15 protein-coding genes are annotated in these 15594 nt (G+C 53.5%); 7 read left to right on the top strand and 8 right to left on the bottom strand.

Going from position 1 to position 15594, the window contains the following annotated elements; genetic code table 11:
• The first annotated feature begins 229 nt into the window (after window positions 1-229).
• Window positions 230-1510: a biotin/lipoyl-binding protein gene (locus G3M78_01900; protein QPJ64218.1), complete on the top strand. Its 1281-nt coding sequence runs from the start codon at window positions 230-232 to the stop codon at window positions 1508-1510.
• A gap of 26 nt (window positions 1511-1536) precedes the next feature.
• On the opposite strand, the gene G3M78_01905 is transcribed toward G3M78_01900, so the two are convergent.
• From G3M78_01905 to G3M78_01935, 7 genes are all read right to left on the bottom strand, one after another.
• Window positions 1537-2253 carry a formylglycine-generating enzyme family protein gene (locus G3M78_01905; protein QPJ64219.1) on the bottom strand — a complete coding sequence of 239 codons (717 nt, stop codon included), beginning with the start codon at window positions 2251-2253 and terminating at the stop codon, window positions 1537-1539.
• Between the two features lie 9 nt (window positions 2254-2262).
• Entirely contained in the window at window positions 2263-3015 is a 753-nt protein-coding gene (locus G3M78_01910; GenBank protein QPJ64220.1) for a molybdopterin-dependent oxidoreductase, read from the bottom strand.
• Between the two features lie 11 nt (window positions 3016-3026).
• Window positions 3027-3833, bottom strand: a complete 807-nt coding sequence (gene dapB, locus G3M78_01915) for a 4-hydroxy-tetrahydrodipicolinate reductase (GenBank protein QPJ64221.1) — start codon at window positions 3831-3833, stop codon at window positions 3027-3029.
• Between the two features lie 51 nt (window positions 3834-3884).
• On the bottom strand, window positions 3885-4757 hold the full coding sequence (locus G3M78_01920) for a 4-hydroxy-tetrahydrodipicolinate synthase (GenBank protein QPJ64222.1): 873 nt from the start codon (window positions 4755-4757) through the stop codon (window positions 3885-3887).
• A 27-nt stretch (window positions 4758-4784) separates the two neighbouring features.
• Window positions 4785-5597 (bottom strand): diaminopimelate epimerase, encoded by an 813-nt coding sequence (locus G3M78_01925; protein ID QPJ64223.1) that lies wholly within the window; start codon window positions 5595-5597, stop codon window positions 4785-4787.
• A 187-nt stretch (window positions 5598-5784) separates the two neighbouring features.
• Window positions 5785-6165 (bottom strand): LysR family transcriptional regulator, encoded by a 381-nt coding sequence (locus G3M78_01930; GenBank protein ID QPJ64224.1) that lies wholly within the window; start codon window positions 6163-6165, stop codon window positions 5785-5787.
• A gap of 15 nt (window positions 6166-6180) precedes the next feature.
• On the bottom strand, window positions 6181-7074 hold the full coding sequence (locus G3M78_01935; protein ID QPJ64225.1) for a phosphodiester glycosidase family protein: 894 nt from the start codon (window positions 7072-7074) through the stop codon (window positions 6181-6183).
• A 377-nt stretch (window positions 7075-7451) separates the two neighbouring features.
• Between G3M78_01935 and G3M78_01940 the strand changes: the two genes are divergently transcribed.
• Together G3M78_01940 and G3M78_01945 are read left to right on the top strand one after the other, a co-directional pair.
• On the top strand, window positions 7452-7865 hold the full coding sequence (locus G3M78_01940; protein ID QPJ66737.1) for a DUF4399 domain-containing protein: 414 nt from the start codon (window positions 7452-7454) through the stop codon (window positions 7863-7865).
• A 102-nt stretch (window positions 7866-7967) separates the two neighbouring features.
• Window positions 7968-8915, top strand: a complete 948-nt coding sequence (locus G3M78_01945) for a hypothetical protein (GenBank protein ID QPJ64226.1) — start codon at window positions 7968-7970, stop codon at window positions 8913-8915.
• 23 nt (window positions 8916-8938) lie between these two features.
• Here the strand turns inward: G3M78_01945 and G3M78_01950 are convergent, their stop codons facing one another.
• A complete protein-coding gene (locus G3M78_01950) occupies window positions 8939-10288 on the bottom strand; it encodes a sodium-dependent transporter (protein QPJ64227.1) in 1350 nt (449 codons plus the stop codon).
• A 128-nt stretch (window positions 10289-10416) separates the two neighbouring features.
• Here G3M78_01950 and uvrC point away from each other — a divergent pair, with 128 nt between their 5' ends.
• From uvrC to G3M78_01970, 4 genes are read left to right on the top strand one after another with little or no spacing between them, the layout of a single operon-like run.
• Entirely contained in the window at window positions 10417-12234 is a 1818-nt protein-coding gene (gene uvrC / locus G3M78_01955) for an excinuclease ABC subunit UvrC (protein ID QPJ64228.1), read from the top strand.
• Between the two features lie 21 nt (window positions 12235-12255).
• A complete protein-coding gene (locus tag G3M78_01960) occupies window positions 12256-12993 on the top strand; it encodes a hypothetical protein (GenBank protein ID QPJ64229.1) in 738 nt (245 codons plus the stop codon).
• Window positions 12990-14147, top strand: coding sequence for a DegT/DnrJ/EryC1/StrS family aminotransferase (locus G3M78_01965; GenBank protein QPJ64230.1), 1158 nt, complete (start codon window positions 12990-12992; stop codon window positions 14145-14147). Before G3M78_01960 ends, G3M78_01965 begins: the two co-directional genes overlap by 4 nt.
• The gene (locus G3M78_01970) at window positions 14144-15508 is read left to right on the top strand and encodes a tetratricopeptide repeat protein (protein ID QPJ64231.1); all 1365 of its coding nucleotides are present in this window, start codon (window positions 14144-14146) and stop codon (window positions 15506-15508) included. Before G3M78_01965 ends, G3M78_01970 begins: the two co-directional genes overlap by 4 nt.
• Window positions 15509-15594 lie beyond the last annotated feature (86 nt).

The following is a 15594-nucleotide window of genomic DNA, read 5'->3' on the forward strand; positions in this document are numbered from 1 at the left end:
CTGTTTCGATAGAAGTTTTCCCGCCAAACCTTTTCGACTCACAGACTCATTTTTTTCAACAATCGGCCGTTGAATCTATTTCAAAGGTTATTTCCCTCAGTCCCGCCGCCGAGTTTATAATCTTTAAACAACGCATCAAAGTTGCGGGCTTCGCCTTGTCTGTGCGAAAATGGACGCAACCTTCTTATGAATCGATTCAATTGAACAACCGAGACCATCAGGCCCGTCAATGACACCACTCCGCCCCAACCCGCGCCCTCTGAATTTGGCGTTTCACTCAATCCTATGCGCGATCTTTGTACTTGCTGGTTGCTCAGCCGAGGAAGAAAAAAAGGCCAACGGTTCCCGAGGCTTTTTTATCCCCGTAGAATTGGGAAGCGTGTCGTATCGCGACCGCGACGACCCATTGACGACCGTCGGCAATCTGCAGGCCACGCAGACGGTTTCCATTGCGCCTGAGGTTGCGGGAAAAATTGTGAAAATGTCCGTGCGCGAGGGAAGCCAGGTCAAGGCAGGCGATCCCCTGTTTCTCATCGATCCTGAAAAATTCCAACTGGAGCGGGAACGCGCGCGTCTCGAAATGCTAACGGCGGAGCATGAGCTTGAGAAAGAGAAAGCGGGTTTGCGGGAAGAAGATCGTCGACGGCTGGAGGCGGACAAACGCGCCGCTGAAAGCGCGCTGGAACTGAGCCTGAAAGAACTGGATCGTGTCAAAACGCTGGTGAGCAAAGGCGTGGTCGCGCGCTCGGAACTGGACAAGGCGGAAGATCAAACACGCCAACAAGCTGAAGCCTTAAAAATAAGCGTCGCGGCTGTCTCCGCCAGCCAACGCTCCCGGGAGGAGTCCATCGCCCAGGCCCAGGCCGCGTTGGATATCAAACGGGAAAACCTGCTAATCGCCGAATTGAATTTGAAAAAAACCGACGTTCGCGCGCCCTATGCGGGCGTCGTTATTTCCCGGCAAGGCGAAATTGGAACGGTGGCGTCCACCAGCACGCCGGTGATCAAAATGGCGGGAGTGAATGTGTTCACCGCCGTCTTTCAGCTTCCCGAAAAATACAGGGGCAAACTCTCCGCCTTGAAATCCGTCGATTTTTGGATCAAGGAAATCGATTTCAAATTCCGTCTCGACGAAGACCTCGACCGGCTGGTGCGCGTGATCCCTGCTTCGGATATTTATTCGGGGTCCATCTGGATATTGGTGGGACTCAAAAAACCGGCGCAGGAACTGTTCCCCGGCCTCACATTCGAAGCGACCTTGCATTTTAAAACGCGAAAGAACGTCCTGCATGTCCCTTCAACGGCTCTGGCCATCACCGAGCAAGGCTCCCTGCTTTACGTCGTCAAAGAAGGCAAGGCGCACCCTGTACCGGTGCGCGCTCTCAAGGAACAAAACGGTTTTGTTGAGGTGGTCGATTTCACCCGTCAACTGACCCCGAAAACCGAACTGATTGTGCGCGGCGCGGGCTCCGTCTTTCCCGGCGCGTCGGTCATGGTGTCGGGCGCCTGACCCGGTCCCCCAAAAAACCAACCGTTTCAGCGAACATCCTTCGCGCAACGAAAGCCTAAAAACTGAAACGCATTTTCAGGGTGCATCCAGTTGCGAAACCAGGTCGGCGAGAATTTGATCGTCACATGCGTTTGCGTCAAGCCGCCTCGGATGACGCGAAAGGTCTCCCTGTCCGCCCGCGGCTGACCGGGATAACCGTACCAGTCCGCCGTCCACTCCCACACATTGTGCCCCATCCCGTACAGGCCGTAAGGGCTGATCCATTCCGGCCGCTTCGCCACCGGCTCGGACAAGAACCCGGAGAATCCGTTATTAGGATGCTCGAAGAATCGACCCCAGGGCCATTTGCGCGAATCGACGCCGCGCGCCGCCTTTTCCCACTCCTCCTCCGTCGGCAAGCGACCTCCTTTGGAAGCGCAATAGGCCTGCGCCTCGGCATGGTTCACAAACACCACGGGAAAGTCCGCCTTGGATTCCGCAACGCTTCGTTTCGGATCGAATTGGGCGTAGGCGCCGCGACTGACTTCATAGCGGTCGATGAAATAAGCGGGAGTGGAAACCTTAACGCCCCCTCGCGTTCGCGGCTCGTCGGGATGCCCCATGATGAATTCGCCTTCAGGGATGTAGACCATGCCTTCGGGAACCTGAACGCCGGAAGGAATCTTCACGTCGAGCGTCTCGACCTCCGGCTCGCCGCAAGCCGACAGCGCAAGCACAGCGAGGATGAGAAAAATAGATCTCATCGGCGCCCGTCAGGAAGGACGCTTGTCAAAGGGATGAAACACCTCTCCGCCATTGATGGGGAGCGGTTTTTTGCCATAATCCAGGGGATGGTCGATGCCCGGCTGAATGGTGCCGTCGACCGAATAGGGACCGTAGTTCGACCAGTAATTGCGACCGGGTGAATCGGTGAACTGGATGCGGGTGATGTATTTTATATTTTTATAACCATACTTGAAGGGAACGATCAGGCGCAGGGGATAGCCGTGTTCCCTCGACAAGGGAGCGCCGTTCATGCGCAGGACAAACAACACGCGCGGACGCAACAGTTCTTCCAGCGGGAAGACTTCATAATACGAATCGGCGGAATCGAATTTCACATACTTCGCTTCCGGTTTGGGGTTGACCTCCTTCAGCAATTCTTCCATGCGAAAGCCTTCCCACTCCGCTTTCGCCGACCAGCACTCCACGCATTTGAGGCGCGAAATCTGCGACGTCGTTTTGAATCCAAACAGGTCTTCGTAGCCCAGTCCTACGGGCTTCTCCACGAGGCCGGAAACGGACAGACCCCATTCGTCGATATTGACTCCAAGGAAGGGGTTGGCGCTGCGGATATGGAATCCGGGCGTATCGCGGTTCTGCACATAATTTTCAGGGATATTTTTATCGTTGCGATAATCGCCGATCGCGGCGGCTTTGCCAGGAATAAACGCAGCGCCGACAAGCGAAAGCGCTTTGAGAAAGGTACGTCGATCAAATTTTTTCTTCAACAAACGGAAGGACATGGCGCCGCCTCCTATGACAGTCCAAGGACATCCTGCATATCATACAATCCCGGCTTCTGGTCGGCAAGCCACAAGGCCGCCCGCACCGAACCGCGCGCGAAGGTATCGCGGCTTTGCGCCCGGTGTTGCAATTCAAGGGTTTCACCCATGCCGCCGAACATGACGCGGTGTTCTCCTACGATATCACCGGCCCGAACCGTATGCACGCCGATTTCTTTGGGGCCGCGCACCGCGATTCCCTTGCGTCCGTAAACGCCGTCTTTATCCAGATCGCGATCCAGCGCTTGCGCCACAATCTCCGACAACCGCACGGCAGTTCCGCTCGGCGCGTCCTTTTTAAATTTGTGATGCGCTTCGACGATTTCGACGTCGTATGCATCCCCCAGCGCCTCAGCCATCAGACTGGCCATTTTGAACATGACGTTGACGCCAATGCTCATGTTAGGAGCCAGCACGCAACGAATATTTTTTGACAAGCGCTCGATCTCTTTTTTCTGCTCTGGTGAAAATCCCGTCGTCCCGATGACCGCCGCCACTCCCATTTCGGACGCAAGCCGGAGGGTTTCCATACTGGTCTCTGGAGAACTGAAGTCGATCACCGCGTCGGCCCCCTTCATGCAATCCGCCAGCGCGCCGACGATCGGGACGCCCTTCGTGCCGAGCCCTGCGATCTCGCCGATATCCGCCCCCACTTCGGAGCTACCGGGACGCTCTGCGCCGCCGTGAATGCAAGCCCCCGCCTCTTCAATACAGCCAAGGATCGTTTTGCCCATGCGGCCTGCGGCCCCCACTACGGAAATTTTGACCTGGCGTTCCATCAGACTCCTGCAAAAAATAAAGGTTGTAAAAGAATCGCGCCTGCACCCTGCTCAGTGCAGGGAATAGTCGCTCATGATCTTTTTAAGAAAATTCAAACTCGACTCCGTCAGCGGCGCCAGAGGTTGACGCACCTCGTCTTCAATCCAGCCCATCAGATGCAGAGCTTTCTTGACCGGAACCGGGTTGGTCTCCACGAACATCGCCTCGTTCAAGCGAAACAGTTCATGATGCAATTTGCGCGCGGTCTCCATATCGCCCTTCATCGCCGCGCCGCACAACTGCGCCACCTTTGCTGGAAGCACGTTCGCCGTGACCGAAATGACGCCTTTGCCGCCAACGCTTAGAATCGGCAACAATAGCGGATCGTCTCCGGATATCACGCTGAAGTCCTCGCCGCATCGGGCAATGACTTCCGTGATCTGCGTCAAGGAACCCGAGGCCTCTTTAATACCGACGATATTCCTGATTTTCGACAAGCGCTCCACCGTCTCCGGGAGCATGTTGACCGAGGTTCGACCTGGTACGTTATAAAGGATGATCGGTAAATCGGTCTCCTTCGCCACGGTTTCAAAATGGCGATACAAACCTTCCTGGCTCGGCTTGTTGTAGTAGGGCGTGATCAGCAGGGAACCGTCCGCTCCGGCTTTCTCCGCGTGTTGCGTCAGCTTGATCGCCTCAAAGGTCGAGTTCGACCCGGTGCCCGCAAGCACCGGAACTTTTCCGGCGCAGGCTTCCACCGCAATGGCGATGACCTGATCGTGCTCTTCATGCGTCAGAGTCGCCGATTCGCCTGTTGTACCGCAAGGCACGATGCCCTGCGTGCCGTTGGCGATTTGAAATTCGATCAGACGACGCAACGCGTACTCGTCCACCGCTTCGTTTTTAAACGGAGTTACAATCGCGACAAAAGAACCTTCAAACATTAGCTCGCTCAATCTCTATAAAAAAATTTAATATTCGCCAAGAACGCCGTCGAACGATTTGCTCGCCAGACCTTCAAGGAACACGTCGCCAAAACTGCCGTTGCCGGGTTGAAAATAAACCTTGAGAGTTTCGCCCCCGCGCGTTCGCGCCGAGATGGGAGAAGTCAATTCATGCTTGCGCGCCGCCAGCAGGGCCGATGCCACAACGCCCGTGCCGCAGGCCAGGGTTTCGCCTTCCACGCCGCGCTCGTAGGTGCGCACGACCAGACTGCCGTCGTCGTTCACCTGCACAAAATCCACGTTGGTTCCCGCAGGAGCAAACTGGGAATGAAAACGAACGCCGCGACCGATTCCGGCGACGTCGATGTTCTCAATATCATTGGTGTAAATAATCGCGTGCGGAACGCCCGTGTTCAGACTGTCGATCACAAAAGTCTCTCCATTGACTTCAACGGACTGATCGGGCCGGTGATCCACAGGCTTCGTGAGTTTGATTTTTACGGTCGACCCGTCCACGTCCGCTGTGATGACTCCGGCGACGGTTTCAAACGACAATTGCGATCCTGCGATTTTATTTTCAACCGCGTAGCGCGCGGCGCAACGTCCGCCGTTGCCGCACATTTCTGCAGAGGAACCGTCGTCGTTATAAAAGTCCCAGCGGAAATCAGCGTTGCTGGAAGGCTCGATAAAAATCAAACCGTCCGCGCCTACGGATGTTCTGCGAGCGCACACGCGTTTTACAAAATCTCTTTTTTGATCGTCGGGAATGAAGGGCTTGCGGTGGTCAATGATGACAAAATCATTGCCGCTCCCGCTCATTTTGGTGAATTGAATCGTCATGGCTCTTTTCGAAAGTGTTTATGCTGTTATGATGCATCCCGAATTGCGTTCGATTCCGCAATTGTCTTAATTTTTGAAGAATTTACAAAGGGCGATGCGGGGTCGAAAAATCTTATCACAGGCCTCGATAGGCGTCAATTGCCGACCCTTAGCGCTGATACGCGCATCCCAAAAAGGGTGAGGCGCCTCAGGCCTCAGGCGTCTTCAACATTTTTTGCAGGGATTTCCACTCGTCGCGAATCGCCGACTCCGCCTGCGCCTCCATCGCCCGATACGATGCAACGACACGACGTCCCATCGGGGTCAGGCTGGCCCCTCCGCCGCCTTTGCCGCCTGCGGCGCCGGCAACGAGGGGACTTGTAAAACACTGGTTCATCGTATGAATCATGTCCCAGGCCCGGCGATAACTCAACTTAAGAGAACGCGCCGCCTGGGAGATCGAACCGGTTTGATCGACGGCTTCGAGCAAATCCGCCTTGCCCGGCCCCAGCGCGATGACCTCCTCGCCGGAGACGCGAATGCGCGGACGACAATTGAAATAGGGTCGCTTCTTTTGCCGCGACGCCATAGGCCCCCTTCACTTCTATTGCGTGGTTTTTTTGATGGGCGTGATGCCGACCACATTGGGGATCGGCCAGCCAAACTGGTTTTCTCCCACCCCTCCGCCGCCAATCACGTATTTGCCGAGCCACTCCATATCCCGCCCTGAGGAATTGACGTACAGCTGAGCCTGCGGACCGCCTTCGGTATACATGGCCCTTTCCAGATCGATGGGCAACTCCAGCAACATATTGATGAAATCATACATCGAAAAAGGCGTCTGAACATGGATAAACAGGGTCCGGCCTTGTTTATCCGTACCGATCGCCGTCGCGCTCCACACCTTGTCCTGCGGCTTCCAGACATTCTTGCCCTTGCAGGAAACCATTCGTATGCTCTGGATCAAGGTCCCGTACTGCTCCCGCAAGGCGCCCAGGTTCTGGCAGTCCCGATCAATGATCTGCGCTTTCGGCAGGGAGTCGCCGACCGGATCGAACGCGAAAACGCTCCGATCCTTGGACAGCCAGTTGCTGTTCACATGCTCGCCGGTACGCATCAGAGACACGCTGGTCTTGAGATTGGCCTGATACATGCTGGCGTTGATGGTTGCCGTCAAATGATGTTTCCGCGCCCAGTCTTTAGCGGACAAATTTTTTCCATCCGCCTGGGCGGACGCGTTGATGAGATGAAAATCGAAAAACTCGGGATCGATTCGCAAAATCCTTATCTTTGAATCACCAAGCGTTGAGGACTGCGAACCGACAAAGACGCCCCAGTCCAGACCCGGCTCCAGCCTTTGCCATTCACCCGCTTTAGAAGACGAATTGATCTCCGCCAGAACGCTCTCGCCCAGCGTCGCCAGAATCAACAAGAAAACCAGCAATTGGATGCTGTAAACTCCAAAGCGTTTGATTTCATATTTCAGCGTTTTCCGCATCAATGAATTCCCCTACGATCAAAATTTCAAGGCCTAATGAAAATAGATTAAGCCTCATCTTGATACAAGCCTTTTCTAAACCGACCCGGACAAAGCTCAGCTTCGTTTCAGGGAACAGCAGGGCGTCCAAAGTCCTTGATTCCGTGGAAACATTTGATTTTTGTTAGCTTCTGGGGGATAATGGAGCCTTCAAACATTAATTCTACGTCCTCAAAACGATGAAATTGTCGTATGAACCCTGTTGTATGTTCGCCGACAGATTTTGAGTTTTTTTATAGCAGTCCAGGTCTGGGAAAATAGGCAGTCCCGATTAGAATCCGTATTACAACATCAAAAAAGGAGAGGTCCCAATGAAATTTGGAGTTCAATGTTTAGCAATGGTAGCGGCAACGATGCTGGTCGGTTGCACCACGGGTGGAATGCACGCTTCAAGCTCGCATTCTGCAAACAGCGGGCAGGTTCTCACGATCACGACGCCTGCAACCACTGCCGACGTCACCAATCCGGTGGAAGTTTGCATGGCGATCAACGGCTACACGGTTGAGCCTGCCAAGAACGGCGTGAATCCCGGTAAAGGCCACCACCATCTGTTGATCGACGTGGATGTTCCGAAAGATTTGAGCCAACCTCTCGCAAAAGATTCCGAGCATGTCCACATGGGCGACGGTTCGACCTGCAAGAGCCTCACTCTGTCTAAAGGCCAGCATGTCATCACGGCTGTATTTGCACAGGGCAATCACGTGCCCTACAACCCGCCGATCACCGCCGCGGTCATTGTTCACGTCAAATAAGTTCTGAAACGATTGAAATTCCGCCCCTGTTTTCAGGGGTGGAATTTTTTTGTTTGAAATTGATTCGATCCCCATAATCACTAGAATCGCGTGAATAGCCTCATGAACGAACCCTTAGCGCCTTCCGGCCTGCTGGTCGGCGACGACAACCTCATCAATCTGTATTACCTCAACGAACTGTACGGCAAGATTGCCCGTCATGTTTCCGGCGAAATCAGCCATTTTCTTGGCCATGACATTCCCATCACTTCGGGAATCTGGGGCGGCACCTATCTCATCGCCGACCCGACAGGGAAATGCCGACGCCGGGTCTGGCGTCTCTACAGCATCGTCAACCTGCCGCAAAACACGCCGCTGGATGAGCAAAAAAATCTGGAACGATTGATCGAGTTCTACTTCAAGGCCTACATCAGCGCCTTCAAGCCTTATGACATGGAACTGGATCTGAAAATGTGGGGCGGTAAACTGCCTTACGGGTGCAAAGAAAAACCCAGCTTCACCATGCATATGGAAGACGCGAACAAGCGCGTCAACTGGCTACGTTGTTTCTTCGTCTGGAATCAGGCGAGTTGGGAAGAATCCGTCATCTACGATCTGGTGAGGATCATCAAGGAATACAAACAATATTTCAATTTTGATCGCGGCAAGGTTGTTAAAGATGCCAAGGATTTGAAGTACATTCTGCAAGACGTCATCATCATCTATCGAACGCTGGAGAAAGCCTGCCACCCTGATTTCGTCGAACACGCGGAACCCATCATCGCCGATCTGACGCAACATTTCATGAAGGGCCTGCACGATGCTCCGCTCATTCAATCGCTGTATGAAAAGGTGTATGACAACGCGCTGATCTATGGCTACGAACAGGCTCTGGAAGGCCCGTATCAGGAGGCCGGGCTGGATATCAGAAAAATCGAACACTGGCCGGTGGAGAAAATCAACTGGGTTCCTGACGCTTTAGTGAAATCGCTCGCCCCGCCCATCACCCAAATGTTCGAAGGCTTTCGCAAAAATCTGGGCATCCCGCAGGCTGAAGACGACGATTTCTAATCGCCCGCAAAAATTCCCTTCCTTCAAAAAAATCGCGCCAGAAAGACAATGGCGACGGCGACCGGCGTGACGTATCGGATCAGAAAAACCCAGCCGCTGGCCCAGTGAAATGTGGTTTCATGACGCTCAATTTCGGCCTTGGCCTTGTCCGTACCCCAGATATAGGCGACGAAAATCGCCGTCAACATCCCGCCCAGAGGCAGAAGATAATTCGACGCGATGTTATCGACATGATCGAAAAAGGTCATGCCCCCCGGTTTGAAATCCGCCCACACGCCAAACGATAGCCCCGACGGAACCCCCAGCAGAAAGATGACTCCCGCCATCACGCAAACGGCGCGGTTGCGCGGCCAGCCTTTTTCGTCGATGAAATAGGCGACGACCACTTCCAGAAGAGAAATGCCGGAAGTCAGCGCCGCGATAAACAGCAGGATAAAAAACACGATGGATACAAACGCGCCCATCGGCATTTCGGAAAACACCGTAGGCAGAACGCTGAACACCAGACTCGGGCCTTCCGTAGGCTCCAGACCGACGGCAAAGACTGCGGGAAAAATGACCATGCCGACGAGAAGGGCGATCATGGTGTCGAATAACACGACATAAACCGTCGAGGCCGTCAGATTTTCTTCCGGCGGCAGGTAACTGCCGTATGTCAACATCGCCCCCATGCCCAGACTGAGCGAAAAAAAGGCCTGTCCCAGAGCGATCAGAATCACCTCCGGGGTGATCTTCGAAAAATCAGGTTGCAGATAAAACTTCACGCCTTCCATCGCCCCATCCAGAGTCAATGAACGAATCATCAGTAGAACCAAAATCACCAGCAAGGTCGGCATGAGAATATCGCAGGCTTTTTCGATGCCGCCATGCACGCCTTTGATGACCACGCCCGCGCACACAACAATGAACAGGAAATGGTACACCGTGCTTTCTATGGGGTTGGCGATGAACTGTCCAAAAAACTCGCCCGCCTGCTGGGGTGATGAAAAATGCACCGAGGCGCCGGACAGGGAATTGACCACGTAAGCGATCGTCCAGCCCCCCACCACGCCGTAAAACGAGAGAATCAAAAATCCTGCGAGCACTCCCATGTAGCCAACGGCGCCCCAGGCCTTCCCCGGCGCCAGACTCTTAAACGCGCCCACGGGATTGAGATTGGTGTGGCGCCCCAGAGTGAACTCGCTGAGCATGATCGGCAGACCGATCACCACAATGCAAAGTAAATAGACCAGCACGAAAGCGCCGCCGCCGTTCTGACCGGTGATGTAGGGGAACTTCCAGACATTGCCCAGGCCGATGGCCGAACCCGAAGCGGCAAGGATGAATCCCAGCCGACTGGTCCACAAGCCTCTTTGATTTGGGGGTGACGTCATGAATCCTTAAACCGTTTGATTAAAAATTCAAAAAAGGCAGGGAAAGGGAAAGGCTTGACTGATTTTGCGCCGCTTCCCTAGTATAATGAAACCATAACAATCTTTCCGTTTCATTATCGTTAACGCTCATGGCATTCGACATCGCAGACATTCTTGAAAAAATTCCTCAGCGTCCGGGAATTTATATCATGAAGGGGGCCAAAGATGAAATTCTTTATATTGGCAAGGCCAAGTCCCTCAAGAATCGCGTCCGCTCGTATTTTCAGAACTCGCGCAATCTGCATCTGAGAACGCGCACCTTCGTCGCCAAAGTTCGCGACATCAAGGTCCTGACCACCGAGACCGAAACCGAAGCGCTGATCCTTGAAAGCAATTTCATCAAGAAGCACCAGCCTCGCTACAACGTTCTGCTCAAGGACGACAAACATTATCCCTATCTGCGCCTGACCACCCAGGAACGCTTTCCCCGCCTGGAAGTCGTGCGCAAGGTGAAAAAAGACGGCAGCGCCTATTTCGGACCTTACACGATGGTTAAAGAAGTTCGCGAAACCATCCGGTTGATCTATCGTATCTTTCCGCTAAGACAGAGCCGCGACAAGCTCGACGGCAGCGCCATGCGTCGCCCCTGCCTGAATTATCAGATGGGTCGTTGTCTGGCGCCCTGCGCCGGTTTCGCCGAGGAAGCGGAATACGCCAAGGTCGTGCAGGATGTGACCCTGTTCCTGCGCGGCAAAAACACCGAACTGATCGACAGCCTGAAAGAAAAAATGAGCCTCGCTTCCGACGCCATGCGCTACGAAGAAGCCGCCGCATGGCGCGACAAGATCGCGGCGGTTCAAACGGTGCTCGACAAACAGAAAATCATTTCGACGGACCTCGAAGACCAGGACGCTATCGGTTATTACCGCGAAGGCGGTCTGGCGATGGTTCAAACACTGGTCATCCGGGGCGGGAAAATGGTCGGTGAAAAAATTTTCAAACTCAAAATTCGCGAGGAGACCGACCCAAACGAAGCGCTCTCCTCATTTTTGAAACAGTATTATTCGGGAGAGATCAACTTTCCCGAAGAGATATTGCTTCCGCACCCGATCGAAGAATCTGCGGTTATCGCAGAATGGCTGAGCGCCAGGCGCGGAAAAAGCGTGCGACTGGAAACGCCGGTGCGCGGCAAAAAGCGACATCTCGTCAACATGGCGGAAGAGAACGCGCAGTTCGCCCTGCGCACGGAACTGGACAAGGGCGACGTCGCCACCCGACTCCTGGAGGAGTTGAAAGAAGCCCTGCATTTAAAATTTTTCCCTTCCGTCATCGAGGGATTCGACATCTCCAATATTTCGGGAACCAACGCCGTCGGCTCCATGGTCTGCTTCGTCAACGGACAGGCCGACAAATCGCGCTACCGCAAATTCAAGATCAAACGCGTCGAGGGTATCAACGACTACGCCATGTTGCAGGAGGTGATCGAACGCCGCTACCAGCGTCTGCTCAAGGAGGACAAGCCGTTACCTAAGCTGGTGCTGGTCGACGGCGGACGCGGCCATCTCAACGCCGCGCTGAAAATCATCGACAAGCTGGGGATACGGGATCGACTCGACCTGGCCTGCGTCGCCAAGGGTCAATGGCGTCACCACGCCGAAACGGATGAAGTGCTTCTGCCGGACATGAAAGACCCTGTGCTGTTTTCAGAAAACTCGCCGCCTCGGTTTTTACTGCAACGGGTTCGCGACGAGTCGCACCGTTTCGCCATCAGCTTCCACCGCAAATTGAGAACGCGCGGCAATCTCGCCTCGCCTCTCGACGACGTGCCCGGCGTCGGCAAAAAACGTCGGCTGATGTTGTTGAAAAAATTTGGCAGTCTGGATAATATTCGCACCGCAACGGTGGAAGAGTTACAGGAAACGCCGGGCATTACGGAACAGATCGCAAAACGTCTTCGGCTCATCTAAAAAAATGCATACTCGTTCATCATGAGAATTATTTTCAGGAAACCATTTATTTTCATCCTCGCAGTTTGTCTGACTTTGTTCTCCACACAGACTTCCGCTAAAGAAGCTTCTATCGACACTGCCCGAAACCTGCTTGCGCTGGAAAAAGATTTTATCCACCAGCGCATCAAAGAAGATTGGGAGGCGATCTACCAGTATCAGCATCCGAAATATCGCGAAAAAATCTCCATCGAAGAGTTCAAATTCTTCAATGGTCGCCTGTCCTATAATTACAGGGAACTGGCGGACGCGCATATTTCAGGGGCCAAACCGCCGCCAGTCGAGTATATTAAAAAATCCGGTCACCAGCGGGACATGCTGGGCTTTCCGATTCCTTTTAAATTTCGCTGGGTCGCCAACCCTTTGTTCAAAATGCAGTCGCACTCCATAGACAAAGTCGCTATCAGCAAAAACGGAGCTTTGGCAAAAGTTGAATGGAAAGTCAACGGCCTTGAAAGAGTCGATCCGCGCTTCACCCGTATGGACATTTCCTACGAAATTCAACTCCCCTTCATCGACTACTGGGAAAACACTTCTGAGGGCTGGCGGATTTCGCTGTTAACCCTGGCTCCGAATATCAGCGGCGGACCTTTGATCAATTACCTGATTCCGAACGACAACAGCGCCTGGAAGCAGTCGGATTTTATCGAGTGGGACGCAGAACATTTGGAACACGCCGGATCAACAAACAATACTCTTTATTCAAAGGACGCCCAATGAGCGTGGACCTGCCTTTCCATCAATCCTGGCTCGACGATGACGAAATCAACGAAGTGACGGACACTCTTAAATCGGGATGGCTGACCACAGGACCCAAAGCCCTGCGCTTTGAAGAAGCCTTTCGCGAACAGGTCGGAGCGGGTTACGCGATCGCCCTGAATTCATGCACCGCCGGACTGCATATCGCCGTCAAGGTGAGCGGCCTGAAACCCGGCGATGAAGTGATCACCACTCCGATGACATTTCCGGCCACCTCCAATGTGCTGGCGCTCGAAGGGATCAAGCCGGTGTTCGTCGATATCGAACCGGGGACGCTCAACATCGACCCTGAAAAAATCGAAGCGAAAATCACTCCACGAACGCGCGCGATTTTACCCGTTCACTTCGCCGGTCACCCTTGCGACATGGACGCCATCGAAGACATCGCGCAAGGTCGCCAACTGAAAATCATTGAAGACGCCGCGCACGCGCTGGGTAGCGAATACAAGGGGAAAGCGGTCGGAGGAAGAGGCCATCTCGCCGCATTCAGTTTTTACGCCAACAAAAACATCACCACCGGCGAAGGGGGAATGCTGACTCTGGACGATGAATCGCAGGCGGAAACCCTGCGCGCGCTTCGCCTGCACGGCCTGAGCCGGGACGCCTGGAAACGTTTTGGCAAAAGCGGTTTTTCCCATTGGGAACTGAACTTCCCCGGCTACAAATACAATATGCCCGACATCAACGCCGCCATCGGCATCCATCAATTAAAAAAGGCGCCGCGTTTTCTACAACTTCGACAAGCTCATGCGGCGCGATACGACGCCGCATTCGCAAACGAAACCCTTATCGAAACCCTGCAAACCAAAGACTATGCGCTGAACAGCCGCCACCTCTACATCATCACCCTCAACACGGACAAGCTGACCGTCACGCGCGATGAATTTTTAAATCATATGCAGGAGGCGGGCATTGGCGTCGCTGTGCATTACATGGCTCTGCATTTACAACCCTACTATAAAAATGAATTCAATCTGCGCGACGAAGACTTCCCCGTCGCCACCCACTATTCCCATCGCGTCCTCTCTCTGCCGCTGTACCCCAAAATGACGGAAGCCGATGTGGATCGGGTGATCCAGACCACGCTGGACCTGATTCAAAAGTTCAGAAAATGATCAAGGTTTTATCCAATAAACTACGAACTCTGCTGATTCGCTTCACGGCCCCTTTACTGACTTTTTTTCAGGAAAATTTTTTACCACGTTCCCGCGCAATGCTGGAACGCTTGAAGGCCCGTTTGTTTCAGGCAAAGAAACCTCCCGCAAGGAAAAAGAAAAACGGTCAAAAGAAAAAGAAAGACGGCGATCCCAAAAAAGTTGAGCGTTCTCTTTCCGTCCTCAAAGGACTGGAGGCGGAACTGCGCCGGCAACTGGCGCGTTACCCTCACGAAGGAGACTATTATTATCAGCTGGGCGAGGTGTTGATGGACATGCATCGCTATGGCGAGGCCAGCGCGATGCTAAAGGAAGCGGTTCGCCTGAACACAAAAAACAAAAGCGCCCGCTTTGTACTCGCGCATTCCTATGTGGAAATCGGCCGCGATGAGGATGCCGTCGTTCTGCTTGAAGAAGAACTGATTAAAAAACCCAATTCGATGGCAGTCAAAAAAATGCTGGCGCGCGCTCACTCCAACCTTTCCGTTTCCTTTGGAAAACTGCGCCGGCAGGAGGATGCCAAGAAACATTTCCACGAGGCGATCAAAATCGTCCCCAACTATGGCCCGGCGCATTTGTCGATGGGAATCTGCTATACAGAGATGGGTTTTTACAAGGAGGCTCTGCAAAAATTTGACGACGCCCTGGCGCTTGATAAAAATTTATGGGTCGATTCAAATTACTACTGCGGCAAAGTTTATGTGAAGCAGGGAAAAAACCGCAAGGCGCTCAAACATTTCAAGATGGCGATTTCCGTCACCTGCAAGTCGGCCTTCCCTTATCTGCACCTGGGCTTGTTATACGTCAAGATGAAAAAATACAAGGACGCCGTCGAACCGTTGGAAACTGCATACAAGCTCAGCCCCAACCGCGTGCCGGAGGCGCCTTACAATCTGGGATGGACTCTGGTTCAACTGAAACGGTATGAAGAGGCTCTGGAGCCGTTGCGCACCGCCATGGAGCTGACGCCCGACGACGAGAACGTGTTGAAAATGATGGCGCGCGCATTGTACGAGTCGGCTCTGCAATGCCGGAAAGATAAGAAGTACGCGGACGAGGTGGAAAAATTGCGCGAGGCGGTTCGCCTGCAACCGGACGACCCTAAAATACGCGTGGCGTTGGGCCTGGCTTTCGACAATGTACGGGAAGGGTACTCCGCTATCTTCCACACAATCATCGCAAAGCAGTTATTCATCCAACTTAAAGATGTTAAACAGGCGGGAAAATGCGTCAAGGCGCTCAGCCAGTTTCTCTACAAATACCCTTTCAAACCTGAAGACTTTTCCAAGGTGAAAGCGCCGCTGATTCGGACTCGAAAATAAGGTTGGAGAGAAACTTCATCAGCCAAGGAAATTTCAAAAAGGTGAAGGCGCCGCTGGTTCGGGCTCGGAAATAAAATTTTCAAAGT

Source organism: Candidatus Nitrohelix vancouverensis (genome assembly GCA_015698305.1).
GTDB lineage: Bacteria > Nitrospinota > Nitrospinia > Nitrospinales > VA-1 > Nitrohelix > Nitrohelix vancouverensis.

Bases quoted from the DNA above. Each gene is read 5' to 3' on its own strand.
- G3M78_01900 (QPJ64218.1), top strand. From the start codon at position 230: ATGACACCACTCCGCCCCAACCCGCGCCCTCTGAATTTGGCGTTTCAC.
- G3M78_01905 (QPJ64219.1), bottom strand. From the start codon at position 2,253: ATGAGATCTATTTTTCTCATCCTCGCTGTGCTTGCGCTGTCGGCTTGC.
- G3M78_01910 (QPJ64220.1), bottom strand. From the start codon at position 3,015: ATGTCCTTCCGTTTGTTGAAGAAAAAATTTGATCGACGTACCTTTCTC.
- dapB (QPJ64221.1), bottom strand. From the start codon at position 3,833: ATGGAACGCCAGGTCAAAATTTCCGTAGTGGGGGCCGCAGGCCGCATG.
- G3M78_01920 (QPJ64222.1), bottom strand. From the start codon at position 4,757: ATGTTTGAAGGTTCTTTTGTCGCGATTGTAACTCCGTTTAAAAACGAA.
- G3M78_01925 (QPJ64223.1), bottom strand. From the start codon at position 5,597: ATGACGATTCAATTCACCAAAATGAGCGGGAGCGGCAATGATTTTGTC.
- G3M78_01930 (QPJ64224.1), bottom strand. From the start codon at position 6,165: ATGGCGTCGCGGCAAAAGAAGCGACCCTATTTCAATTGTCGTCCGCGC.
- G3M78_01935 (QPJ64225.1), bottom strand. From the start codon at position 7,074: ATGCGGAAAACGCTGAAATATGAAATCAAACGCTTTGGAGTTTACAGC.
- G3M78_01940 (QPJ66737.1), top strand. From the start codon at position 7,452: ATGGTAGCGGCAACGATGCTGGTCGGTTGCACCACGGGTGGAATGCAC.
- G3M78_01945 (QPJ64226.1), top strand. From the start codon at position 7,968: ATGAACGAACCCTTAGCGCCTTCCGGCCTGCTGGTCGGCGACGACAAC.
- G3M78_01950 (QPJ64227.1), bottom strand. From the start codon at position 10,288: ATGACGTCACCCCCAAATCAAAGAGGCTTGTGGACCAGTCGGCTGGGA.
- uvrC (QPJ64228.1), top strand. From the start codon at position 10,417: ATGGCATTCGACATCGCAGACATTCTTGAAAAAATTCCTCAGCGTCCG.
- G3M78_01960 (QPJ64229.1), top strand. From the start codon at position 12,256: ATGAGAATTATTTTCAGGAAACCATTTATTTTCATCCTCGCAGTTTGT.
- G3M78_01965 (QPJ64230.1), top strand. From the start codon at position 12,990: ATGAGCGTGGACCTGCCTTTCCATCAATCCTGGCTCGACGATGACGAA.
- G3M78_01970 (QPJ64231.1), top strand. From the start codon at position 14,144: ATGATCAAGGTTTTATCCAATAAACTACGAACTCTGCTGATTCGCTTC.